Source organism: Thioclava pacifica DSM 10166, assembly GCF_000714535.1.
GTDB lineage: Bacteria > Pseudomonadota > Alphaproteobacteria > Rhodobacterales > Rhodobacteraceae > Thioclava > Thioclava pacifica.
The window spans coordinates 566,980-589,287 of the sequence record NZ_AUND01000012.1 but is presented as its reverse complement, the minus strand read 5'-3'; the positions used below and the strand labels follow the sequence as shown (position 1 = coordinate 589,287).

Here is a 22,308-nt window from a genome sequence, read left to right as displayed (position 1 = left end):
AAACGAATTCTCAACGAATCCGCCCTAATCCTGATCCGAGCAAGAATTGCGACGCAAAGGGAGAACCCATGCACAGGCTCGCTCGGGCAGTCTTCGTCCTTAGTCTCATTGGAACTGCGATTGCTTTTGCCCACAAGGCCCAAGCTGAGACACCCGCCTCGCTTTGTGAACGGGTTGCCGAAACGGTCGCCACCGAAAGCGGTGTGCCTGTCTCCGTACTCAAGGCAATTTCTTTAAGCGAGACAGGACGCAAATCCGAGGGCAGCTTCCGTCCTTGGCCGTGGACAGTGAACATGGAAGGCGAGGGGCATTGGTTCGAGACCCGAGATGAAGCCCTCCGCTACGTCTTCAAAGAATATAAGCGCGGGGCGCGCAGCTTCGACATCGGTTGCTTTCAGATCAATTACAAATGGCATGGAGAGAACTTTTCCTCGATAGAGGAGATGTTCGACCCACTTTCAAATGCACGTTACGCCGCCCGATTTCTCCGCGAGCTTCATAACGAAATGAAGGATTGGTCGCGCGCCGCAGGAGCTTACCATTCGCGCACGCAAAGCCATGCGGAACGGTATACAGCGCGTTTCGATCGTTTCCGAGCAACGCTGCACGGAGAGGGCCAGTCTCAATCGAGGAGTCTGGACAAACCGCGATATTCTACCGGTCCCAGCCAAGACAATTTTTCTGAAATACCAGAAATACCGGACATAGTTTCTGGGCAGCGTGCCGCTTTACCATCCCAGCCACGCGTTAACTCCTACCCGCTCCTGCAAAAAGGCGGCGCGCCTCCGCCGTTAGGCAGCGCGCCCGGTGCATCCTTGTTCGCTGCCGCGGTGGCAAAACACGGAGAGATGTGATGTCAGCACTTTTGCTCCGCCGCATCTTCCAGCCGACCATCCTGCTTTCGCTCGCCCTGATGGCCGTGATCGCGATGATGATCCTGCCCGTGCCCGCATGGGTTCTCGATGTCGGGCTGGCCAGTTCCTTTGCTCTCGCGATCCTCATCTTTACCGTGACGCTTTTCATCGAACGCCCGCTTGATTTCTCGGCCTTTCCCACGATCCTGCTCGCGTCATTGATGTTGCGACTGTCGCTCAACGTCACCTCGACGAAACTCATCATCGGCCAAGGCCACACCGGGACTGCCGCCGCTGGCAACGTGATAGAGGGGTTCGCAAATTTCATCATGGGCGGCTCGGTCCTGATCGGGTTGGTGGTCTTCTGCGTGATCCTGATCGTAAATTTCATCGTGATCACCAAAGGCGCGGGACGAATGGCAGAGGTCGGCGCGCGCTTTGCGCTCGATGCGATGCCGGGCAAGCAGCTGGCCATCGACAGCGACATGAATGCGGGCGCGATCGACCACGCGGAAGCCCGCGAACGACGCGAACGGGAGCAAGCCGAGACCACGTTCTTCGGCTCGCTCGATGGTGCCTCGAAATTCGTGAAGGGCGATGCGGTCGCAGGGCTGCTCATCACGATGCTGAACCTGGTCGTCGGGTTGATCATCGGCACGGTTGTGCACGGAATGCCACTCAATCGCGCGCTCGAAACCTATTCGATTCTGACGGTCGGCGACGGGCTGGTAAGCCAGATCCCCGCCGTCATCATCTCAATCGCCGCAGCCATTCTTCTTTCGCGTGGTGGCGCCAAGGGCTCGGCTGATTTCGAGCTGTTCCGGCAGCTCGGAAAATACCCCCCCGCGCTGACGACAGTCGCGGTTCTGATGGCTCTTTTCGGCCTCGTGCCGGGGCTGCCGTTCATTCCTTTCATGATGGGCGCGGCGTTGCTCGGCGGGGCTGCCTATATGCTGAACCGCGCAGCGAAGGCCCGAGCTCGGCGTGAGGCGATGAAAATGCCCGGCCCCGAGACCGAGCCGAAGCGCAAATCGATGGGGGATGTGCTGGATATCGATGACATCCATGTCGAGTTTGCGCCCGATCTCGTGGCAATGGCACTTGATCCTGCAACCGGCCTCGATGCGCGGATCTCGAACATGCGCAACCATGTCGCGACGAATTTTGGCCTGATCCTGCCCGAGATCCGACTGACCGACGACGCGGGGCTCGAACCGGGTCATTACCGAATCCGCATCCAAGGTGTCGAGCAGGCCCGAGACAGGCTCTTTCCGGATCATGTTCTGGCACTCATTGCGGACAATCGTGATTTTCTGCCCGAGGGAACGGAGGTGCGCGAGCCTGTATTCCATGCCCCGGCGCTTTGGGTACCCGCAAGGCGACAGGAAGATGCGGCGCTTGCAGGTTCGACCGTGGTCGGACCGACCGAGGTGCTTGCGACCCATCTGCTGGAAGTGATCAAGGCAAATTTCCCGCGCCTGATGACGCTGCGCGCACTTCGACGCCTGCTGTCGGAAGTCGCAAATCTCTCCGATCCCGCACGAGCGGAAGCCAATCGTCGCGTGCTTGACGAGCTCGTCCCGGACAAGGTTCCCGTCGATCTGCTGCTTGCCGTGCTGCGCCTTCTGCTTGAGGAGCGTGTCTCGGTCCGCAACCTCCTTTTGATCATCGAAGCGGTGGCCGAGGTTCGCTCTTTGCAATCTTCTGAGCTGATCAGCGAGCATGTCCGCCAGAGGCTCGGCTTCCAGCTTGTGGCCGAGCTGCGCCGCGACGACGGCACGATCCCTTTGATCCAGCTCGCACCCGACTGGGAAGAACGCTTCGGCACCTACACCATCGGCGGTGAGCCTGCGGGCGATGTCGCTCTTCCGCCTGATCTTTTCAACAAACTCGCTGCGAATATCTCCGACAGGCTGGCGATGGCGGGCAAGACTGGGGTGTTTCCCGCACTTGTCACCTCGGGTCGGCGGCGTCGGTTCCTGAAGACGGTCATGGCCGCGAAAGGTCTGAGCGCGCCGGTGTTGAGCTACGAAGAAATCGGGCTCGAGGCGCAACCGGCGATGGTGGGCGTGGTGGCAGCATGACGGATTTGCTCGCCGAATTGCTGCACAGCGTAGAGGGGTTCCTGCTCGCCGGATTCGCGCTGTTGTTACGCATCGGCGGGCTCGTATCTCTGGCTCCCGGGTTTGGTGAGACAAGTCTGCCAGCACGGATCAAGACGGTGGTCGCTCTCGGTCTCACCCTCATCCTCCTGCCCGCTGCTGCTCCGGATCTCGAACCGCTCGCAGGTCGCACAGGCCCGCCATTCTGGATCGCGACCGAGATCGCAACAGGCCTGTTTCTGGGTCTGGGGCTGCGGGTCTTCGTCTTCGCACTTCAGATCGCGGGCACGATCGCGGCTCAGGCTACGTCACTCTCGCAACTGCTCGGCGGGATGGGCGGCGAGCCGCAACCCGCGATTGGAAACTTGCTGCTGATCGCGGGCATCGCGGTACTGATGAGCTTCGACTACCACCTGCACCTCGTGGAGTTCCTGCTCGGTTCCTATCGCGTCATCCCTGCCGGCGGGCTGCCTGCAGCCGACGATCTGCGCCAATGGGGTCTCACCGGCATCGCGCACGCTTTCTCGCTAGCATTTGTCCTCGCGGCACCTTTCGTGGTGACCGGGCTGATCTACAATGTGGCGCTCGGGGCGATCAATCGTGCCATGCCGCAGCTTATGGTTGCCTTCGTAGGCGCGCCGGCATTGACGGCGGGCGGTCTCATCTTGCTGGCTATCGCCGCGCCTGGTGCGATCGTGATCTGGCGCGAAGCGGTTCTGAGTTTCCTTTCGGATCCGTTCGGAGCTCCGAGATGAGCGAGGATGCCGGCGAGAAGGAGTATGAACCAACACCGCACAAACTCGAGGAAGCGCGGCGCAAGGGTGATCTCGTTCGGTCCTCGGAAATCTCGGTGGCAGCGGTCTATGGCGCGTTCCTGATCGCCGTGCTGGGCATCGGCGCGCATGGTCTCGCCAGTTTCGGCACCCGCGCGATGGTGATGCTCGATCGCTCGGACGAATTATCCGAGACACTTCTTGCCGGAGGGACCGCATCCGGAGCACGGCTGATCCTTGGCCTGCTCCTGCCCGCAGCCCCGTTCCTGCTGTTGCCGATGATCGCGGCGCTCATCGCCTATTGGGCGCAGCGCGCGATCGTCGTCGCCCCAGAGAAAATCCGCCCGAAACTCAACCGCATCAACCCGATCGCGAATGCGGGTCAGAAATTTGGCCGCACGGGTCTTTTTGAATTCGCAAAGAGCGTGACGAAGCTCGCCGTCATCGCGATCGTGCTGGGTATCTTTCTCGCAAAGCGGATGGACATGATCCTTCTCACGCAGCGTCTGGCCCCTGTGCAAACGACCGAAGCCCTGTTTCGGATGCTGGTCGAGTTTCTGCTGATCGTGACCGCGCTCGCCGCAACAATAGGGGCCACGGATTATCTCTGGCAGCGCGCGGAATTTTTTCGCCGCAACCGGATGACGCGCAAAGAGCTGACCGACGAAATGAAGCAATCCGAGGGCGATCCCCACCTCAAGGCACAACGCCGTCAACGTGGCATGGAGTTGGCGATGGGCCAATCAGTGCATGAGACCGCAAAGGCCGATGTGGTGATCGTGAACCCGACCCATTATGCGGTTGCGCTGAAATGGAATCGGGCTTCCGGCCATGCGCCGATCTGTGTTTCGAAAGGTGTTGACGAAATTGCCGCGCGTATTCGCGAAGTCGCCGCCGAGAATGGCGTGCCGATCCATTCCGATCCGCCAACGGCGCGCGCCCTTTTCGCGGTGGTCGATATCGGCGCCGAGATCCGGCCCGAGCATTACAAACCCGTCGCCGCCGCGATCCGCTTCGCGGAGCGGATGCGCAAGCGCGCGAAGGAGCGGGGGCTATGAGCGCAAAAGCAAAGCGATTGGCAGGCCTCGCGCGACTGGCGCACCTCCAGTGCGAGGCGGAGCTCGCGGCACTGGCTGCCCTGACAACCCGTGAGCGAGAAATGGGTGCTCGACTTGAGGCGCTCAAGGCGCAAGGCCGCGATACCCATGCCCATCTCGCAACCGATCCACAGGCGGGGCTTCGTGCGTTGGCCTATTTGCGGTTTCTCGCGGTCGAAGAAGCGCGGGTGTCGCAAGCGCGCCAATCGCTTCAGCCCAAGATCGCAGCGCAGAAAGCCACGACCGCGCAGGCGGTCGGGCGTCATGACGTTTTGCAAAAGCTCGCGAAGGGGCGTTAGGCGAGTGTTCAGCTGTCCTGGCGAACGATGTCAGAGACGAGAACGGCGATCACCCCAGGTCCGAGAATTTCGCGGGCAGTCTCCGTGAGCGCCTTGCGCAGCAAATCCATGTTCGCGCTGCCGGTGAAAACCCCGCGAAACCCCCCGGCATTGGCGTGATCGAAGAGCACCTGAAGGAAGGCATCGCGCAGTTTCGGCTCGGCGCGATAGACGGCTTCGGTCTCGCCCACACGAACCTCGAGCGAGAGCGACAGGATCACCAGCCCCGACACCCGACCTTCGGTCACGAGCGGTACGATGAACTGATTGTTGAGTTTGACGAATTCGGAAGTCGTGACCTCATTGCCGTGACCGTCTCCATGCGCATCCTCAGCGGGAGCGGCATGGGGATCGACGGGCACGCATTCGCCCGTCTCTTCGGCTGGCGCGGGAGGCGGGCGCAGAAAATAGCCTGCAGCGCCACCCCCGGCGAGACCGATCAACGCGAGAAGAACGGGAATGATCTTGCCCAGCATCGCAGTACCTCAGAATGGCAGCAGGATATCGGCCACCTGCTGACCGTAACGCGGCTGCTGAACATCCGTGATCTGCCCGCGGCCGCCGTAGGAAATCCGTGCGCCGGCAATCTTGTCATAGGTGATCTCATTCTGTCGGCTGACATCCTCGGGGCGCACGAACCCGGTCACGATCAGCTCGCGCACCTCGTAATTGACGCGCACTTCCTGGCTGCCCTGTATACGCAGCACACCATTCGGCAGAGTCTCGATGATCGTCGCGGCGATGCGCAGAGTGAGCTTCTCATTGCGCGAAACCTGCCCGTCGCCCTTGTAGCTCGACGCCGAATTCGTCGCATAGGCATCAGCCATCGAGGCCCCGTCGGGCAGACGTTCGTCGATGCGTTGCGGAATTCCGAGCATCGACGGGATGCCCATGCTGTCCGACCCGGTGCGCGAGCGGCCGGTCGAGTTCGAAATCTCGGCCTTGTCGTCGATTTCGATCACCACGGTCAAGATATCACCGCGTTGCGCCGCACGTCGGTCGCCCAGAAGGGAGTTGCGCGAGCCCGACCAGAGCGAGGCTTCCTGCATCGGCGGGTGCGCCTCGGTGGTCTGGGGCATCGGTTGGGCGGACATCGCGAAGAACTCGTTTCCATTCTCGACCGGGGTGAAGGTCGGCGCCTTGCCGACCTGTTCGAGCCGCCCGCAGGCGATGAGCACGATCGAAAGGAGGAGGAGGGCGGGAGTTTTCATCGGCAAGTCCTCATTGTGAAACACGGGCGGAACCGTCCGGCGCGATCCACGCGCTCACGACAGCCTTTGACGCGGCATTCATCACGCGGATCGTTTCACCCGCGCCGGCGCGTTGCAGCGCGCGGCCTTCCGTGCGGATCTCGAGACCTGACTGGCGATAGATCAGCGGGATGATCTGATTGCGCTCGACGATCGCGGGTTCGCCCAAATCGCTGTAACGGATCGGGCGACCGGCATAGATAATCGCGCGGGTTTCGAGCCCCACCGCCTCCTCGGGGGCGGCGAGAATGCCGGCCACCTGGCCAGGCTGCAGCGCCACATCTTCCGAGGTGATCACGCTTTGCGCGCGCAAGGTGCGCTTGGCGACGAGAATATCGGCCGGGGCGAGTCCGGGCACCAAGATCAGCATAAGGGCAAGCACCTGTTTCATCAGCGCACCTGCGTTGTCGCGCCCAGCATCTGATCGGCTGCGGTGATGACCTTGGCGTTGAGTTCATAACCGCGCTGCGCCTTGATCAACTCGGTGATCTCGCGCACCGGATCGACCGAGCTTTCCTCCAGATAGCCCTGCCGCAGCGTGCCGAGCCCGTCCTGGCCAGGCGTGTTCACATTGGGCGGACCGGACGCGCCGGTCTCCAGAAAGAGGTTCGAGCCCATCGCCTCGAGCCCCTTCTCGTTGGTGAAACTCGCGAGGGTGAACTGGCCCAGAAGCTGCGGCTGCACCTGATCAGTGAAATAGGCGTAAACCTCGCCATCGGCATTGATCGCAACTGCGCGCGCATCGTCGGGGATAGTGATGTCCGGCACGACCGGGTAGCCGTCCGAGGTAACGATCTGCCCCTCCGCCGAGCGTTTCAGACCGCCATCGCGCGTGTAGGCCGATATTCCCGAGGGCAGGGTCACCTCGAGATATCCGGTACCGTCGATCGCCACGTCGAGATCGCCCCCGGTGGCCGAGAGCGACCCTTGAGAGAGGTTCACGGTAACAGCGGTGGGCCGCACGCCAAGACCAAGCTGGACGCCCGCGGGAATGGTCGTCCCGTCGGTCGCGTTGATCGTGCCGGGCCGCGTCATCTGCTGATAATGCAGATCGGCGAATTCCGCGCGGCGCGCGTTGTAGCCGGTCGTGGACATGTTCGCGAGGTTGTTCGAGATCACCTCGACGCGCATCTGCTGCGCGCTCATCCCGGTGGCTGCGATCTGAAGGGCTCTCATTGTTGCCTCCTGTTAGCGTCCGAGCGTCGAGATGACGCCGCGAATCCGTTCATCCTCGCGATCGAGGAAGGTCTGCCCCATCTCGTAGGCGCGCTGGACCTCGATCATGCGGGCGATCTCAGAAACTGGATCGACGTTGCTCTCCTCGAGATAGCCCTGCATCAGCACCGCTCCCTCGACGGGTTCAGCGCCAGCCTCGGCGCTAAAGCGCGTGCCGCCGACATGGCGCAGGCCGCTCGGGTCGCTGGGAGTGAAGATGCCAACCTGAGCGATCGGATTGCCACCCGCGGACAGCGTGCCATCGGGGGCGAGTGCGACATCCGTCGTGCCCGAGGGAATGGCGATCGGCGTGCCGCCAGGATCGAGCAGGCGGAACCCGTCGGGCGTCAGCAGCTCGCCTTCGGGCGAGGGGATGAAGCTGCCCGCGCGGGTGAGCTGATTGCCCTGCGGGGTCTCGATCATGAAGAACCCCTCCCCCTCGATCGCAAAATCGAAGGTGCCGCCGGTGCGGGTCAGCCCGCCCTGGCTCTGGTCGACATGGCGGCCATGGGCGTAGGCCATCGAGAGCGAGGGCTCGTTCCCCTCGAGCCCTGCGAGATATTCCGAGAAGATGACGCCCTCGCGCCGGAACCCGGTGGTCGAGACATTGGCGATGTTATTCGCCACGGCGCGCATTTCCTGCATCAAACCGGATTGGCGGGTGAGCGTGGTATAGATCGCGTTATCCATCTCAGAACCCCGCGATCATCGGCACAAGCGTGCTGCGGAAGAAATCGACCAGCGTGCTCGACATGAAGGACATCGACACCCAGAAGACGATCAGCATCGCGCCGACCTTGGGCACGAAGGTCAGGGTCATTTCCTGCACCGAGGTCAGCGCCTGAAAAAGGCCGATCGCGACGCCCGCGATCAGCGCCACCGACAGAAGCGGCGCGGCGATCATGACCGCGATCCAGAGCCCCTGCCGAAGCGTGTCAAAGAAGATCGCGTCCTGCATCAGACCGGCATCCTGAGGATTTCCTGATAGGCCTCGACGACCTTGTTGCGCACGGTCACCGCCGTCTCGACGGCCAGTTCTGTCTGCGCCAGCGCCTGCACGAGCGCATGCGGATCGGCATTGCCGGTCATCGCGGATTTGGCGGTTTCCTCGCCGGCCTTCACCGTCTCGGCAAAAGAGTTGGCCGCCTGCTGGAACAGGGTGCCCGGCCCGGCCGATTGCGGCTTGGGAGCGGCAGCCGAGCGGGCCTGGGCATAGCTTTGCGTTGCAAGAGAGGTTTTCACATCCATTCTGGATCTCCTCTGTCCTAGCGGCGAAGCAGGTCGAGCAGTGACGACGACATTTGCCGTGCCTGATCGAACATGCGCAGATTCGCCTCGTAGCTGCGCTGCGCTTCGCGCGCGTCAGCAATCTCGACCACCAGATCGACATTCGAGCCGTCGTAGTAGCCACTCTCATCGGCCATCGGGTGGCCAGGATCGTAGATTCGGGTCAGTTCGCGCCGGTCGAGCTGGACCGGGCCAAGCTGCACCCGCCCCGTCGTCTCACCGCCTTCGACCACCTCCTGAAACGAGGTGGTCTTGCGGTGATAGCCGGGCGTGTCCGCATTCGCGATATTCTCGGAGGTATGGCGTAGCCGCATCGACTGGGCCTTCATCCCCGAGGCGGAAAGCGCCATGGAATTGGTGAAATCACTCATCGTCAGCTCCTGCCAAGCGCGGTGCGCAGCACCGTCATCGAGGAGCGATAGATCGCGAGCGCAAGGTCATGCTGACGCTTGACCTCGACCGCCTTGACCATCTCTTCCTCGAGCGAGACCGCATTGCCATCGGGCGAGGTCACGCCCGGGTCGATGCGGGCCTCAGGCCCTGTGGTGACGCTGTGATCCGCGCCGATATGGCCCGCGCGGGTGGCGCGCAGGTCGGGGGCGGATTCGGATTGGTAAAGCTCTGCAAAGGCGGGAAGGTCGTGCGCGGCATAGCCGGGCGTGTCCGCATTGGCGATATTCTGCGCCACGGCATTCTGCCGGGCCGAGGCGTGCGTCGCCATCGCACTAGCCATTCGCATGATCTCAAGGTTCTCAAACATCGGGGCTTCTCCTCCGAGCTATCAACCAAGCTTTAAGAGCGAATCGTTTAGAAAACGTTTCGAGAACATCGGAGGGCCAGAATGGCATTCGCAGGATTTGACCTGTTGCGCGCCGAAATGCGTGGCATCGGTTCGGTACATGCTGTGGGGCGCGTAGCAGAGGTGCGGCGCGGCATGATCGAGGTCACGGGGCTCGCCCGGCGCGCGACCCTCGGCGACCGGGCAGTAATCCGCTGCAAAGGCGGGCACGAGATCGGGGCGGAGGTTCTGTCGCTCACCCGTGGCGCGGTCACCGTGCTGCCCGATGGCGCCGCCGACGGGGTGGCGATCGGCGACGAGGTCGAGCTGCTCGGCCAGGGCGGGATCGCCCCGCATGACAGCTGGATCGGACGGATCGTGGACCCGTTCGGACAGCCGCTTGACGGGCGGCCGTTGATCCATGGCGGGATCGAACGCGAGCTGCGCGCGAGCCCTCCGCCCGCCGCGCAGCGCAAACGGCTGGGCGACCGGCTGGAAACGGGTCTCGCGATCTTCAACACGATGCTGCCCTTGGTGCGCGGGCAGAGGATCGGCCTTTTCGCGGGCTCGGGCGTGGGGAAATCTTCTTTGCTGGCGAGTTTCGCGCGTGGGGTCGCGGCGGATGTCGTGGTGATCGCGCTGATCGGCGAGCGCGGGCGCGAGCTACGCGAATTCGTGGAAAAAACACTGGGCCCGGAGGGGATGGCGCGTGCGGTGATCGTCGCCGCGACTTCGGACCAATCGCCCTTGGTGCGCCGCCGCTGCGCCTGGACCGCGATGGCCGTGGCCGAATATTTCCGCGATCAGGGCCAGCATGTGCTGTTTCTCGCCGATTCGGTGACGCGCTTTGCCGAGGCGCATCGCGAAGTGGCTCTGGCTGGGGGCGAGCCTGCGAGCCTGCGTGGCTACCCGCCTTCGACCTCTTATCAGATCATGGCTCTGGGTGAACGTGCCGGTCCGGGCGCCGAGGGCTCGGGCGATATCACGGCGGTCTTCTCGGTTCTGGTAGCGGGCTCGGACATGGACGAACCCGTCGCCGATATCCTGCGCGGCGTGCTCGACGGCCATGTGGTGATGGAGCGCGAGATCGCCGAGCGCGGGCGGTTCCCGGCGATCAATCTGCTGCGCTCGGTTTCACGCTCGCTCCCCGATGCGGCCAGTCCCGACGAAAATCGGCTGATCGCCAAGGCCCGCGCGCTCTTGGGCGCCTATGATCGGGCGGAGATGATGATCCAGGCGGGGCTTTACGCCTCGGGCTCTGACCGGATGGTGGATGCCGCGCTGAAGGTCTGGCCCGAGCTGGATGCGTTCATAGCCGATACTGCGCCCGACGGCACGGCTGGCAGCTTCGCCCGGCTCTCCGCGATCCTCTCGCAGGTCGAAATCTAGAGCATTTCCCAGATCAGCTTCAGCGCCAGCAAGGTCGAGGTGGTCACCAAGAGCGGCTTGATCAGCCGCGCGCCCACCCGCATCGCCAGCCGCGAGCCCAGCCGCGCGCCCGCCACCTGCGCGAGCCCCATCGCGATGCCGATCCCCCACCAGGGCGAACTGACCAACATGAACCCTGCAAGCCCACCGATATTCGACGAGAAATTCAGCAATTTCGTATGCGCGGTCGCCTTGAGCACCCCATAGCCCGCCAGCGTCACGAAACCGATCATGAAGAACGCGCCCGTTCCCGGCCCCACCAGACCGTCATAAAAGCCGATCACCGGCACGAAGGCCGCCATGAACAGGCCCGGCGTGATCCGTTGCATCCGGTCGGTATCATCAAGCCCCGGGCGCAACGCGAAAAACGCGGCGATCGCGATCAGGACGAAGGGCAGAACCCGCTCGATCATCTCTGTCGGTATCTTCGAGACCAGAAGCGCCCCGGCGAGACCTCCCAGAAAGGAGATAGCCGCCGCCGGGATTTGCTCGCGTAGATCGACCCGACCCGAAGCCGCATAGGAGATCGCCGCCGTCGCCGCCCCAAACGTGCCCTGAACCTTATTCGTCGAAAGCGCCTGAACCGGCGGCGCGCCGGCGAGCAAAAGCGCAGGCACCGTGATCAGCCCGCCGCCTCCCGCAATCGAGTCGACAAAACCTGCCGCGAAGGCCGCGCCCACCAGCATCAGAACCAGATCAAGGGGAAGTTCGAACATCGCAGCGCCGCGCAATCTCTCAAAGCCTCCCCTTCTCATCCGCGGCCTGCCGAAAGTAAAGCCCGTTGCCTCGGCCCGCCGCCACCCGCTATCAGAAGGAAACCGCAGCCGGACCGCGTCATGAGTATCATCTTCGCCAAGAACACCGCCGGGGCGGCCCAAATTCCGAAAGGGCTGTCCTGATGATACCGCCGATCCGCAGCTATGGCGCGCTCGAAGGCTTCCTGGCCCCAGCGCGAGCGCAGTCCGAGCTCTGGCGCAGCGGGCTCGGTGCTGCGGCGATCGTGATGATCTATCTCGCCGCGGGTTGGGGCCTGTTGATCGTCCTGTCGCGCAGCATGCCCGAATTCATGCTCTTGCGGCTGATGAACGAGATCGCCGCGGGCTCGACGCCGCGTGGCCTGGTCATCCTGCTCTTGACCTTCGCCCCGCTTCTGCTCGGCACAATTTTCGTGACGCGCAAGTTTCACACCCGCTCGGCCGCCACCCTGTTCGGACCCGGCACGCTACGCACATTGCGCCTCCTGCTGCCATGGCTCCTGCTGTTTTCCCTCTTCACCTTCGCACTGGCCTTGCTGAGTGCGGATGCGGGCAGGTCGAACCCGCTCGCGGTGGTGCTGAGCTGGGCGCCGATGGCCGTGCCCTTTCTTGCGATCCAGATCACCGCTGAAGAGGTGCTCTTCCGCGGCTACCTGCTTCAGCAGCTCGGCGCGCGTTCTCGCAATCCGCTGGTCTGGATGGTGCTTCCCTCCGCGCTGTTCGGGGCACTGCATTTTTCACCAGGCGAGTATGGAAATCACGCGATCTGGCCGGCGCTCTGGGCCTTTGCCTTCGGCTGCCTCGCCGCGGATCTCACCGCCCGCACAGGTAATCTCGGGGCGGCCCTGGCCCTGCATTTCGCCAACAACTTCGGCTCGCTGTTTCTCGTGGGATTTTACGGCCAGCTCGACGGGCTCGCCCTCTACACAATCGTGATCAATACCCGCAGCGGGTTCGACCTGGCACCCTGGCTCGTGCTCGACATGCTCAATGTGCTGATCTGCTGGCTCATTGCACGGCTCGCCTTGCGGGTCTGATTGCAATTCCCGCCGCCCCGGCGTATCTGGGCTGAAGCGAATACCGCCCCTTGCGAGAGGCCTGCCGATGAACTGGATCACCAACTATGTCCGCCCGCGGATCAACTCGCTGTTCTCGCGCCGCGAAGTGCCCGAGAACCTGTGGACCAAATGTCCCGAATGCGGAACCATGCTGTTCCACCGCGAGTTGGCCGAGAATCTGAACGTCTGCACGAATTGCGACCATCACCTCGCGATCACGCCGCGTACCCGCTTCGAGGCACTGTTCGATGGGGGCATTTTCGCGGAGGTCAAAGTCCCCGAGCCGATCGCCGATCCGCTGCATTTCAAGGATCAGAAGCGCTATCCCGACCGGATGAAGGCAGCGCAGAAATCGACCGGCGAGAAAGAGGCGATGCTGGTCGCCGAAGGCGAAATCGGTCGCACCCCGATCGTCGCGGCCGCGCAGGATTTCACCTTCATGGGCGGCTCGATGGGCATGTATGTCGGCAACGCGATCATCGCGGCGGCCGAGCGCGCGGTGAAGCTGAAGCGTCCGCTGGTGCTGTTCTCGGCCGCAGGGGGCGCGCGGATGCAGGAAGGTATCCTGTCGCTGATGCAGATGCCGCGCACCACCGTGGCTGTTCAGATGCTCAAGGAAGCGGGCCTGCCCTATATCGTCGTGCTGACACACCCGACCACGGGTGGCGTCACGGCCTCCTACGCGATGCTGGGCGATGTGCATATCGCCGAGCCCAATGCGCTGATCTGCTTCGCCGGCCCGCGCGTCATTGAACAGACGATCCGCGAGAAACTCCCCGAGGGGTTCCAGCGCGCCGAATACCTGCTCGATCACGGCATGCTCGACCGCGTGACCCATCGCACCAAGATGCGCGAAGAGCTGATCACCATTCTGCGGATGCTCCTGAACCTGCCGCCCGCGGTAGCCGGAGATCTGCCCGCGCCCGAGAAAGTCGCGGAAGAGGCAGTGGCGCCCGAAGGCGACGCAAAGGCCTGATTCTTCTTCTTGATGAAAATATCTCGGGGGGCGGCGCCAGCTGCGGGGGCAGAGCCCCCTTTCACTTAAGCCCTGCGCGCCTATGCGCGCGGTGGCAGCGCCTCCTCTCCAGAACCAACCCCAGGGCCAGCCCATGACCGATGCTTCCGACGTGATCCTCGATCGTCTCATGGCGCTGCATCCGAAGGTCATCGACCTTTCGCTCGACCGGATGGAACGACTGCTCGCCGCGCTGGGAAACCCCGAGCGTGACCTGCCCCCGGTGATCCATATCGCGGGCACCAACGGCAAGGGCTCGACGCAAGCGATGATCCGCGCGGGGCTGGAGGCGGCGGGCAAGCGCGTCCACGCCTATACCTCGCCGCATCTCGCCCGGTTTCACGAGCGGATCCGGCTGGCAGACACACTGATCTCCGAGCCCGACCTGGCCGCGCTGCTCGACGAGGTCGAGGCTGCAAATGGCGGCGAAGCAATCACCTTCTTCGAGGTCACCACTGCTGCAGCCCTTCTGGCCTTCGCCCGCACCCCTGCCGATTACACCTTGCTCGAAGTGGGACTTGGCGGGCGGCTCGATGCGACGAATGTGATCGAGAGCCCGGCGCTCACGATCATCACGCCGGTCTCGATCGACCATCAGCAATTCCTCGGCGAAACGCTGCCCGAGATTGCAGGCGAGAAGGCCGGAATCCTCAAGCGAGGCGTTCCTTGCGTCGTCGGTCCCCAGCAAGAGGCGGGCCTCGAGGTGATCGAGGCGAAGGCTGAACGCCTTGGCGCGCCGGTCCTCGCTTACGGCCAACACTGGCAGGTCTGGGAAGAGCGTGCGCGACTGATCTTCCAGGACGAGACCGGTCTACTCGACCTGCCCCTGCCGAATCTTCCCGGCCCGCATCAGATCTCCAACGCCGGTGCGGCACTGGCAGCCCTGCGCCATCTGGGCTTCGACGAGGCCGCCTGCGAAGCCGCCGTTACCAAAGCCGAATGGCCCGCCCGGATGCAGCGCCTGCGCCGCGGGCCGCTGGTCGAGGCCGCCCCCGAAGCCGAGCTCTGGCTCGATGGCGGGCACAACCCGGCGGCGGGCGAGATGATCGCCCAGACGCTCGACCGGCTGCCCAAGCGTCCGACCCACCTGATCTGCGGCATGCTCAATACCAAGGATGTGACCGGCTACCTGCGCCCGCTCGCCGCCCATGCCGCGACGCTGCACGCCGTCTCGATTCCCGGCGAAGCCAATACGCTGCCTGCCGAAGCCACCGCCGAGGCCGCGCGTGCCGTCGGGATGCAGGCCCGCCCGTCATCCTCCGTGGGCGTCGCTCTGGCCGAAATCGTCGCCGCCGACCCGCAGGCCCGTATTCTGATCTGCGGCTCGCTCTACCTTGCCGGACGCATCCTGCGCGAGAACGGGTAAGGCTGCGGCCCCGCACGCCCCCTGTGCAGCGCCTCCGGTGGCATTGTAGCTGCCCCGTCCCTATCCTTTGCGGAAACAGCGAAGGGGACAGCCATGCAGCTTGAGCTTGGGATCGACACGTTCGGAGATGTGACGCGTGGTGCTGACGGGCTTCTGCGCAGTCATGCGCAGGTGATCCGCGATACGCTGGCCGAGGGTGAGCTCGCCGATCAGGTCGGGCTCGATTATATCGGGCTTGGTGAACATCACCGTCCCGATTTCGCGATCTCCTCGACCGAACCGATCCTTTCAGCGATCCTGGCCCGTACCGAACGGATCAAGGCAGGCACCTCGGTCACGGTTCTCTCTTCGGACGATCCGATCCGCGTTTTCCAGCGGTTCGCGACGCTCGACGCGCTCGCGCCGGGACGCGCCGAAATCACGATCGGGCGCGGGTCTTTCACCGAGAGCTTTCCGCTTTTCGGGTTCGATCTGAACGATTACGAAGTGCTGTTCTCCGAGAAATCGCAATTGCTGCACCTTCTGGCCACGCAAGAGAAGGTCAGCTTCGAGGGCGAAACCCGTACCCCCCTGAAAGGCGTCACCGTCTATCCGCGCCCCGAAACCCCGCTGCGCATTTGGCGCGGTGTCGGCGGCACACCGCAATCGGTCGTCGAGGCGGCCGCGATGCAGATGGACCTGATGATCGCAATCATCGGCGGGGATTCGACCCGATTCCGGCCCCATGTGGATCTTTTCCATCGCGCTCATGCCCAGATGGGGACCAAACCCGGCAGGATCGGCGTGCACTCGCCGGGCCATATCGCTGAGACGGACGAGATCGCCCGCGAGGAATATTTCGAAGGCTATGCACGCATGCATGACGCGATCGGCCGCTCGCGCGGCTGGCCGCCGCTTCGGCGCGAGGCTTACTTGTCAGAGGTCGAGCATGGGTCGCTTTATATCGGCAGCCCCGAGACCGTGGCACGAAAGATCGCGCGGACCGTAAAGGCGCTGGGGCTGTCGCGTTTCACGCTGAAATATAGCGGCGGGCCTCAGGACCCAGCCCATCTGCGCAAGACGATCGAGCTTTACGGCACGAAGGTGCGCCCGTTGCTAGCGGATATGCTGGACTAAACTGCGGCGGCCCAGTCGGCTGCCTGCATTTCGCGCAGGCGGCTGGCAGTGCGTTCGAATTCGAAGGTGCCCTCGCCTTCGACATAGAGGCGTTCGGGTTCATCCGCAGCCGAGCAGATCAGACGCACTTTCGCCTCATAGAGCGCATCGATCAGCGTCACGAACCGCTTCGCCTCGTTGAAATTCGAGGCAGACAAGAGCGGGATATCGTCGAGCAGCAACACCCGGACCGCATCGGCCACCGCGAGGTAGTCCGCCGGGCCGAGCGGTTGCGCGCACAGATCCCAGAAGCTCGCGCGGCCGACGCCTGCGTGAAAGTGCGGCAGCTCCACCTTGCGACCCTTCACCGTCAGTTCGAGCGTGTGGATGGCGTCATGGCCGGTCAGTTCGTCCCAAAGCGCATCCATTTTCGCGCGCGCTTCGCGCCCCGCAGGCGCGAAATAGACCTCTTCGCCCGAAAGACGGTGCTGGCGGTAATCGGTCTCGGAGGCCAGCTCATGCACGTCGAGCTTGTCACGGATCAGCGTGATGAAGGGCAGGAAGAGCTGACGGTTGAGGCCGTTCTTGTAGAGATCCTCCGGCGGGCGGTTCGAGGTGGTGACAACGGTCACGCCACGTTCGAACAGCGCCTCGAACAACCGGCCCACGATCATCGCGTCGGCGATATCGGTGATCTGCATCTCGTCAAAGCACAACAGCCGCAGCGAGCCCGCGACCTCCTCGGCCACCGGGCGCATCGCGTCGATCGTGTTGGCACGGCGGGCGTCTTCCAGTTTGCCCTGAATTTCCTGCATGAACGCGTGGAAATGGACGCGGCGCTTGGGCACGTCGGTCTGGCCGAAGAACATGTCCATCAGCATCGACTTGCCGCGCCCCACGCCACCCCAGACATAGAGGCCACGCACGCCTTCGACCGGTTTGACCTTGCGTGAGAAGAAGCCGCGTTTCGCGGGCTCGGGCTTTGGGGCTGCCTCCAGCGCGACACGGATCTCTTCAAGCTTCGGCAAGACGGCGCGCTGCGCGGCATCGGGGTTCAGATCCCCCTGCGCGACCATCATGTCGTAGAATTCGGGCAAGCTGCGTTTCATGGGGTTCCGATATAGCGCGATCACGGGATTGAAAAGCCCTGCCGCTTGCGCAAGCATCGTTGCCGAGGAGGACCCCATGGCCAAAGATCTACCCGTGCTCGGCGCCGCGCTGAGCCTCGATATGTTCGCCCATCACCGCGACTGGATCCTTGCCGATCAGCGGGATCTGGAATTGCAGAGCTTCTGCTGGCCCAATTCCTCCGACGAGGACCTACGCAAGATGGTGGCGCGCGCCAAGGATCTGCTCGATGGCTATGAGGGGCGTCTGGGCCTGCACGGACCCTTCACCTCCTTCAATATCGACTGCGCCGACCCCGCGATCATCGAGGTGATCCGATCGCGCATGCTGCGCGTGCTAGAAATCACGGCGGAACTGGGCGGCAACCAGATGGTGATCCACTCACCCTATTCGCTCTGGAAAGAGGCCGATCTGGAGCAGAACCCTGCCACCGGGTTCATTCAGGTCGAGCGGGTGCGCTATGTCCTGACCCCGGTGATCGAACGCGCCGAAGAGCTGGGCGTGACGCTGGTGATCGAGAATGTCGAGGATCTCACTCCGAGCCTGCGCGTAGATCTTGCGGCCAAGATGAAGAGCAAGGCGGTGAAAGTCTCGCTTGATACGGGCCACGCGCAGTTCATGCATCGGCGCTGCGGCGCGCCGCCGGTGGATGTGTTCGTTCATGCGGCAGGGGCGGCGCTGCAGCACGTTCATCTGCAGGATATCGACGGCTATGGCGACCGGCATTGGCATCCGGGCGAGGGTACGATCGCTTGGCATTCGGTCTTTGCCGCGCTGCACAAATTGCCGAAGATGCCGAGGCTCATCCTCGAGGTGAATGACGAGGTTGGCCTGCGCAAGGGCGCGAACTATCTGGCATCGCTGGGTCTGGCGCGGTAACGGCTTCGTGCAGGTCCGGTCCCTGCCTTGTGAAGCCCGGGGGCAAGGCGTAGTCTCTGCGCCGCAGAAAAAGCCGACAGGAGTGATCATGGCCAAACCGACCCCGCAACGTCTCCACCTCGTCTTCGGCGGCGAACTCGTGACCCCGAGCCGTACCGAGTTCAAGAATGTCGACGACATTCATATCGTCGGCATGTTCCCGAACTATGCCTCCGCCTATGCCGCGTGGAAGGCCGAGGCGCAGCGCACGGTGGACGACGCCCATACCCGCTATTTCATCGCGCATCTGCATCGCCTGCGCGACGAGGAGCTCGAAGTTTCGACCACCGAAGAACTCGGCGGCTAAGCAGGCGCGCGAGGCAGCTGATAGATGGCGCGGTCCCTTCCCCTCTGGCTTCGGTTGCGACTGGCTGCGCTGCGTCCGGCCGGGCCACAGGCGAAGGCGGCGGCCAGTATCGCGCGTGGAGATGGGCCGCTCCTATGGATCTGGTCGGGACCGGAGAGCCCGAAAGCGGCCGCCGTTCTGGCCCGTCGCGTTGCTGCCAAACTGCCGACGGCCCGGATCGCGCTGACCCTACCCGAAGATGCTCCCGAGCCGCGCGCACTGCCTGAAGGTGCGCATTGCTTGCCACATCCCGAAGACCGTCCCGCTTCGATCCGGCTCGTTCTGGACGCGTGGCGGCCCGATCTGGTTCTGGTCATGGGCGACACGCTACCTTCCGCGCTGGTCACGGAGGCCGAACGTCTCTCGGTCCCGCTGATCATGGCTGATGCCCATTTCGGAGATGGCGAGCCTCTGCGCCTCGACGATGCGACCCTCGCGCTGCTGGAGAAATTCGATCGTATCTATCTGCGCGACGGAAACAGTCTGCCGCTCGCAAGTGAACGTCTCTCGGGGCCGATGATCTCGGTCAGTGATGCGGCGATGAGCGAGCCGCCCGAGCCGCTCTACAGCTCCGAAGCCGAGCGCGCGTCGATGGCCGAGTCGATGGGCGCGCGCCCGGTCTGGCTGGCCGCCGCAGTTCCCGAGGCCGAACTCGACGCAGTCTTGGCCGCGCATCGCTACGCCCAGCGCCACGCCCATCGCCTGCTGCTTCTGCTCGCGCCGGATCGTGAGGAAGACGGTGCGCACCTTGCCGAACGCCTCGGTGCCGAGGGCTGGTCTGTCGCGCGGCGCTCGCTTGAGGGCGAACCTGAACCTACGACCGAAATCTTCATTGCAGATGACTCGCTCGAATACGGGCTTTGGTACCGGCTCGCTGCGCTGAGCTACATGGGGGGTACGCTCAGCGGCACAGGTGAAAACCCGCGCACGCCGATCGAGGCGGCGACGCTAGGTTCGGCCATCGTTCATGGCCCCAATCTCGGGCCTTATCGGGCGGAATATCTGCGTCTCGAAGGAGCAAAAGCCTGCCGCGGCGTGCGCAGTGCCGATGATTTACCAGAGCTTCTGGCGGATCTGATCTCACCGGAACGTTCGGCGCAGCTGGCCCATAATGCCTGGGCGCTCACGTCTGGCGGCGCTGGCGCAGTCGAGACTGTCGCACGCGATCTCTCGGAAATCCTGTCGGGCACGCAGCCCTCGAGGGCCGCGTGATGGGAGCGCCTGCATTCTGGTTCACGCGCCCCGATGCGCCAGCGCTGCGGGCGCGGCTCCTGAGCCCTCTTGGCGCCGTTTATGCCGCCATGACGCGCAAGCGGGTGCGACAGGTGGGGCTACGACTGGACGTGCCGGTGATTTCGGTCGGGAATATCAATGCGGGCGGAACCGGGAAGACCCCAACGGTCATCTGGCTTGTGCAGCACCTCGCCCAGCGTGGGATTGCGGCCCATGTCGTCACGCGCGGCTATGGCGGATCATTGACCGGGCCGGTGCGGGTGAACGAGCGCCAACACAGCGCTGATCAGACCGGCGACGAGCCGCTTCTGCTTTCGGCTTTCGCACCGACCTGGGTGGCGAAGGATCGCGCGGCAGGCGCGCAGGCGGCAGTTGCGGCCGGAGCGCAGGCAATCATTCTTGATGATGCGCATCAGAACCCGGCGCTGGAAAAAGATCTCTCGATCGTGGTCGTCGACGCCCATAAGGGCTTCGGCAATGGGCGCTGCCTTCCTGCCGGCCCACTGCGCGAGCCGGTCGAGGCTGGCATGGCCCGCGCCGATCTTCTGCTATCGATCGGAGGAGAGCTTGCGCAAAAGGATTTCTCTGATTTCTGGGGTTCCAGGATTTTGAAACCGCATCTGACCGGGCATCTTGCGCCGCTCCAGACCGGGATGGACTGGGACGGGTTGCCTGTGCTCGCCTTCGCCGGGATCGGCCATCCTGAAAAATTCTTCGCCACATTACGCGGTCTCGGCGCGGATCTTCTGCGTGGTGAGGCCCTGGAAGATCACCAGCCCTTCACCACGCGCCTTCTTCATCGGATCGAGACGGAGGCACAGATGCTTGGCGCGCAGATGGTGACGACCGAGAAAGATGCGGTGCGCCTGCCCGCGAACTTCCGGCCGAAAGTGCTGGCGCTTCCGGTGCGGCTGGAAATATCCGATCCCTCCGCGATCAACGTCGCACTCGAAAAACTCGGGCTCTGACAGGAAAAGGCCGGCCCCGAGGGACCGGCCTTGGCGTCAAGATACGACGTGATCAGTTCGCGGCTTTCGCCAGATCGTCGTCGAGGATCTTCTTGAAGTCGCTCCAGGACATGTTGGAGTATTTGGTCCCGTTGATGATGAAGCTCGGCGTTGCGTCGATCTTGTCGGCCGAAGCGTTCTGCTGATACGTCGCGACAAGCTGCTCCGCACGCTTTTCGTCATTCATGCAGGTCGTGACCTGATCCTTCGTCAGACCCGCCTGAAGGCCGATCTTGTGCAGATTGTCCACGATGGTCTGCTGCTTGCCATCGCCGATCCATTCACGCTGCTTATCATAGAGCATGTTGGCAATGGCGTAGTATTTCATGTCGCCGCCACATTGCGCGATCAGTCCAGCCCAGAGACCGAACTTGTCGAAATACACTTCCCGCTGAATGAACTTCACCTTGCCGGTGTCGATGTAATCGGCCTTCAGCTTCGGAAATTCCTCGGTATGCCAATCCGCGCAATGCGGGCAGGTGTAGGAGGCATATTCGATCACCGTCACCGGCGCGTCTTCCTGACCCAGAACCACATCGGGCAGCGTCTGCACGGCGTTCTGATCCGCGCTCGCCTCCTGTGCCTGTGCGGCGGTGATCAGGCTTGCCTCGCTGTGCTGGCTGGCATACCAGCCGCCCGCCGCGAGGACGCCCGCGACGGCTGCGCCGCCAAGGATCGAGAGAGTTTTGCTCATGTATCAGCCTTTCTTATGTCCGGCCCGCTCTGCGGACCTCGATAGAACGTTTCTTGCCAGTTGTTCCAGCGCCGATTTCAGACCTTCGTCCGCACAATCGGCCACCTGTTCTTGCGCCTTGGCCTCGATACGCGGATCGGGCGCGCGTGGTTCAGCCTTCGGTTTCGGAGTGAATTGCGCCTGCCCCTCGGCAAAGCCGGTCGGCGCGGTCTGCGTCAGCGAGATGCGCGAAATCGCGTTATAGCCGTAGCAGGCATTCACCTTCTCACGGATCTGCGGCAGCTGCATCTGGAGCATCGGCGCCGCAGCCCCCGTGGTCAGAAGCGTCAGCGTCGCTCCAAGCCCGCCCTTCGAGTAGCCAATCTTCACGGGGCGGCATTGTGCTGCCGTATCTTCACCCACCACTTCGGCCCAATGGGTCAGGAGCCGCGACACTGCGAACCCCCGCGACTCGCCCGCCGAACGAATCCGGTTGCTCAGAAGCCGGCCTGCGGCCTCGAAGCCACGCATACGCCTCGCGGGCGGGGATTGCGGGTCGTTCTTACTCATACGGGGCGAGGTTCCTCTTGAT

At 63.4% G+C, this 22,308-nt stretch carries 27 protein-coding genes; 14 read left to right on the top strand and 13 right to left on the bottom strand.

Annotated features, from left to right (window positions below):
* The first annotated feature begins 68 nt into the window (after window positions 1-68).
* The 5 genes from TP2_RS18275 to TP2_RS08680 all read left to right on the top strand — a co-directional run bounded on the left by TP2_RS18275 (window position 69) and on the right by TP2_RS08680 (window position 5,125).
* A complete protein-coding gene (locus tag TP2_RS18275; RefSeq protein ID WP_084714076.1) occupies window positions 69-854 on the top strand; it encodes a transglycosylase SLT domain-containing protein in 786 nt (261 codons plus the stop codon).
* Window positions 854-2,938 carry a flagellar biosynthesis protein FlhA gene (flhA, locus tag TP2_RS08695; RefSeq protein ID WP_038075970.1) on the top strand — a complete coding sequence of 695 codons (2,085 nt, stop codon included), beginning with the start codon at window positions 854-856 and terminating at the stop codon, window positions 2,936-2,938. Before TP2_RS18275 ends, flhA begins: the two co-directional genes overlap by 1 nt.
* Complete coding sequence (locus tag TP2_RS08690) at window positions 2,935-3,711, top strand: flagellar biosynthetic protein FliR (protein WP_051692345.1); 777 nt, start codon at window positions 2,935-2,937, stop codon at window positions 3,709-3,711. The genes flhA and TP2_RS08690 overlap by 4 nt, the downstream gene beginning before the upstream one ends.
* On the top strand, window positions 3,708-4,787 hold the full coding sequence (locus TP2_RS08685) for an EscU/YscU/HrcU family type III secretion system export apparatus switch protein (RefSeq protein WP_038075967.1): 1,080 nt from the start codon (window positions 3,708-3,710) through the stop codon (window positions 4,785-4,787). Before TP2_RS08690 ends, TP2_RS08685 begins: the two co-directional genes overlap by 4 nt.
* 101 nt (window positions 4,788-4,888) lie before the next feature.
* Window positions 4,889-5,125, top strand: coding sequence for a hypothetical protein (locus TP2_RS08680; RefSeq protein ID WP_157617073.1), 237 nt, complete (start codon window positions 4,889-4,891; stop codon window positions 5,123-5,125).
* 8 nt (window positions 5,126-5,133) lie between these two features.
* Here the strand turns inward: TP2_RS08680 and TP2_RS08675 are convergent, their stop codons facing one another.
* The 9 genes from TP2_RS08675 to TP2_RS08635 are packed head-to-tail and all read right to left on the bottom strand — an operon-like array spanning window position 5,134 to window position 9,676.
* A complete protein-coding gene (locus tag TP2_RS08675) occupies window positions 5,134-5,640 on the bottom strand; it encodes a flagellar basal body-associated FliL family protein (protein WP_038075961.1) in 507 nt (168 codons plus the stop codon).
* Between the two features lie 9 nt (window positions 5,641-5,649).
* Window positions 5,650-6,375, bottom strand: coding sequence for a flagellar basal body L-ring protein FlgH (gene flgH / locus TP2_RS08670; protein WP_038075958.1), 726 nt, complete (start codon window positions 6,373-6,375; stop codon window positions 5,650-5,652).
* A gap of 10 nt (window positions 6,376-6,385) precedes the next feature.
* Window positions 6,386-6,805 carry a flagellar basal body P-ring formation chaperone FlgA gene (gene flgA / locus TP2_RS08665; RefSeq protein WP_038075954.1) on the bottom strand — a complete coding sequence of 140 codons (420 nt, stop codon included), beginning with the start codon at window positions 6,803-6,805 and terminating at the stop codon, window positions 6,386-6,388.
* Window positions 6,805-7,590: a flagellar basal-body rod protein FlgG gene (flgG, locus tag TP2_RS08660; RefSeq protein ID WP_038075951.1), complete on the bottom strand. Its 786-nt coding sequence runs from the start codon at window positions 7,588-7,590 to the stop codon at window positions 6,805-6,807. Before flgG ends, flgA begins: the two co-directional genes overlap by 1 nt.
* Before the next feature lie 12 nt (window positions 7,591-7,602).
* Window positions 7,603-8,319, bottom strand: coding sequence for a flagellar hook-basal body complex protein (locus TP2_RS08655; RefSeq protein ID WP_038075950.1), 717 nt, complete (start codon window positions 8,317-8,319; stop codon window positions 7,603-7,605).
* Window position 8,320: 1 nt separating this feature from the next.
* Window positions 8,321-8,587: a flagellar biosynthetic protein FliQ gene (locus TP2_RS08650; protein ID WP_038075947.1), complete on the bottom strand. Its 267-nt coding sequence runs from the start codon at window positions 8,585-8,587 to the stop codon at window positions 8,321-8,323.
* Window positions 8,587-8,877: a flagellar hook-basal body complex protein FliE gene (gene fliE / locus TP2_RS08645; RefSeq protein ID WP_038075944.1), complete on the bottom strand. Its 291-nt coding sequence runs from the start codon at window positions 8,875-8,877 to the stop codon at window positions 8,587-8,589. Before fliE ends, TP2_RS08650 begins: the two co-directional genes overlap by 1 nt.
* Before the next feature lie 17 nt (window positions 8,878-8,894).
* On the bottom strand, window positions 8,895-9,287 hold the full coding sequence (flgC, locus tag TP2_RS08640; protein WP_038075942.1) for a flagellar basal body rod protein FlgC: 393 nt from the start codon (window positions 9,285-9,287) through the stop codon (window positions 8,895-8,897).
* Window positions 9,288-9,289: 2 nt separating this feature from the next.
* On the bottom strand, window positions 9,290-9,676 hold the full coding sequence (locus TP2_RS08635; RefSeq protein WP_038075939.1) for a FlgB family protein: 387 nt from the start codon (window positions 9,674-9,676) through the stop codon (window positions 9,290-9,292).
* Between the two features lie 81 nt (window positions 9,677-9,757).
* Between TP2_RS08635 and TP2_RS08630 the strand changes: the two genes are divergently transcribed.
* Window positions 9,758-11,083 carry a FliI/YscN family ATPase gene (locus TP2_RS08630; RefSeq protein WP_038075937.1) on the top strand — a complete coding sequence of 442 codons (1,326 nt, stop codon included), beginning with the start codon at window positions 9,758-9,760 and terminating at the stop codon, window positions 11,081-11,083.
* Here the strand turns inward: TP2_RS08630 and TP2_RS08625 are convergent.
* Window positions 11,080-11,838, bottom strand: a complete 759-nt coding sequence (locus tag TP2_RS08625) for a TSUP family transporter (RefSeq protein ID WP_038075934.1) — start codon at window positions 11,836-11,838, stop codon at window positions 11,080-11,082. The two genes, TP2_RS08630 and TP2_RS08625, sit on opposite strands and share 4 nt — an antisense overlap.
* A 182-nt stretch (window positions 11,839-12,020) precedes the next feature.
* On the opposite strand from TP2_RS08625, the gene TP2_RS08620 reads away from it, so the two are divergent.
* The 4 genes from TP2_RS08620 (at window position 12,021) to TP2_RS08605 (ending at window position 16,432) form a co-directional block, all read left to right on the top strand.
* Entirely contained in the window at window positions 12,021-12,914 is an 894-nt protein-coding gene (locus tag TP2_RS08620; protein ID WP_038075929.1) for a CPBP family intramembrane glutamic endopeptidase, read from the top strand.
* A gap of 67 nt (window positions 12,915-12,981) precedes the next feature.
* Window positions 12,982-13,911: an acetyl-CoA carboxylase, carboxyltransferase subunit beta gene (accD, locus tag TP2_RS08615; protein ID WP_038075927.1), complete on the top strand. Its 930-nt coding sequence runs from the start codon at window positions 12,982-12,984 to the stop codon at window positions 13,909-13,911.
* A gap of 133 nt (window positions 13,912-14,044) precedes the next feature.
* Window positions 14,045-15,316 (top strand): bifunctional folylpolyglutamate synthase/dihydrofolate synthase, encoded by a 1,272-nt coding sequence (locus TP2_RS08610; RefSeq protein ID WP_038075924.1) that lies wholly within the window; start codon window positions 14,045-14,047, stop codon window positions 15,314-15,316.
* A gap of 93 nt (window positions 15,317-15,409) precedes the next feature.
* Window positions 15,410-16,432, top strand: a complete 1,023-nt coding sequence (locus TP2_RS08605; protein WP_038075920.1) for an LLM class flavin-dependent oxidoreductase — start codon at window positions 15,410-15,412, stop codon at window positions 16,430-16,432.
* Here the strand turns inward: TP2_RS08605 and zapE are convergent.
* A complete protein-coding gene (gene zapE, locus TP2_RS08600) occupies window positions 16,429-17,520 on the bottom strand; it encodes a cell division protein ZapE (protein WP_038076249.1) in 1,092 nt (363 codons plus the stop codon). The genes TP2_RS08605 and zapE overlap by 4 nt on opposite strands.
* 76 nt (window positions 17,521-17,596) lie before the next feature.
* Here zapE and TP2_RS08595 point away from each other — a divergent pair, with 76 nt between their 5' ends.
* The 4 genes from TP2_RS08595 to lpxK all read left to right on the top strand — a co-directional run bounded on the left by TP2_RS08595 (window position 17,597) and on the right by lpxK (window position 21,004).
* The gene (locus tag TP2_RS08595; protein WP_038075917.1) at window positions 17,597-18,418 is read left to right on the top strand and encodes a sugar phosphate isomerase/epimerase family protein; all 822 of its coding nucleotides are present in this window, start codon (window positions 17,597-17,599) and stop codon (window positions 18,416-18,418) included.
* A gap of 88 nt (window positions 18,419-18,506) precedes the next feature.
* A complete protein-coding gene (locus TP2_RS08590; RefSeq protein WP_038075914.1) occupies window positions 18,507-18,764 on the top strand; it encodes a DUF4170 domain-containing protein in 258 nt (85 codons plus the stop codon).
* A 24-nt stretch (window positions 18,765-18,788) separates the two neighbouring features.
* Window positions 18,789-20,015, top strand: coding sequence for a 3-deoxy-D-manno-octulosonic acid transferase (locus TP2_RS08585; RefSeq protein WP_051692343.1), 1,227 nt, complete (start codon window positions 18,789-18,791; stop codon window positions 20,013-20,015).
* Window positions 20,015-21,004, top strand: a complete 990-nt coding sequence (gene lpxK, locus TP2_RS08580; protein ID WP_038075912.1) for a tetraacyldisaccharide 4'-kinase — start codon at window positions 20,015-20,017, stop codon at window positions 21,002-21,004. Before TP2_RS08585 ends, lpxK begins: the two co-directional genes overlap by 1 nt.
* Before the next feature lie 52 nt (window positions 21,005-21,056).
* On the opposite strand, the gene TP2_RS08575 is transcribed toward lpxK, so the two are convergent.
* Together TP2_RS08575 and TP2_RS08570 are read right to left on the bottom strand one after the other, a co-directional pair.
* On the bottom strand, window positions 21,057-21,737 hold the full coding sequence (locus tag TP2_RS08575; protein ID WP_038075909.1) for a DsbA family protein: 681 nt from the start codon (window positions 21,735-21,737) through the stop codon (window positions 21,057-21,059).
* A gap of 3 nt (window positions 21,738-21,740) precedes the next feature.
* Complete coding sequence (locus TP2_RS08570; RefSeq protein WP_038075906.1) at window positions 21,741-22,286, bottom strand: DUF721 domain-containing protein; 546 nt, start codon at window positions 22,284-22,286, stop codon at window positions 21,741-21,743.
* Between the last annotated feature and the right edge of the window lie 22 nt (window positions 22,287-22,308).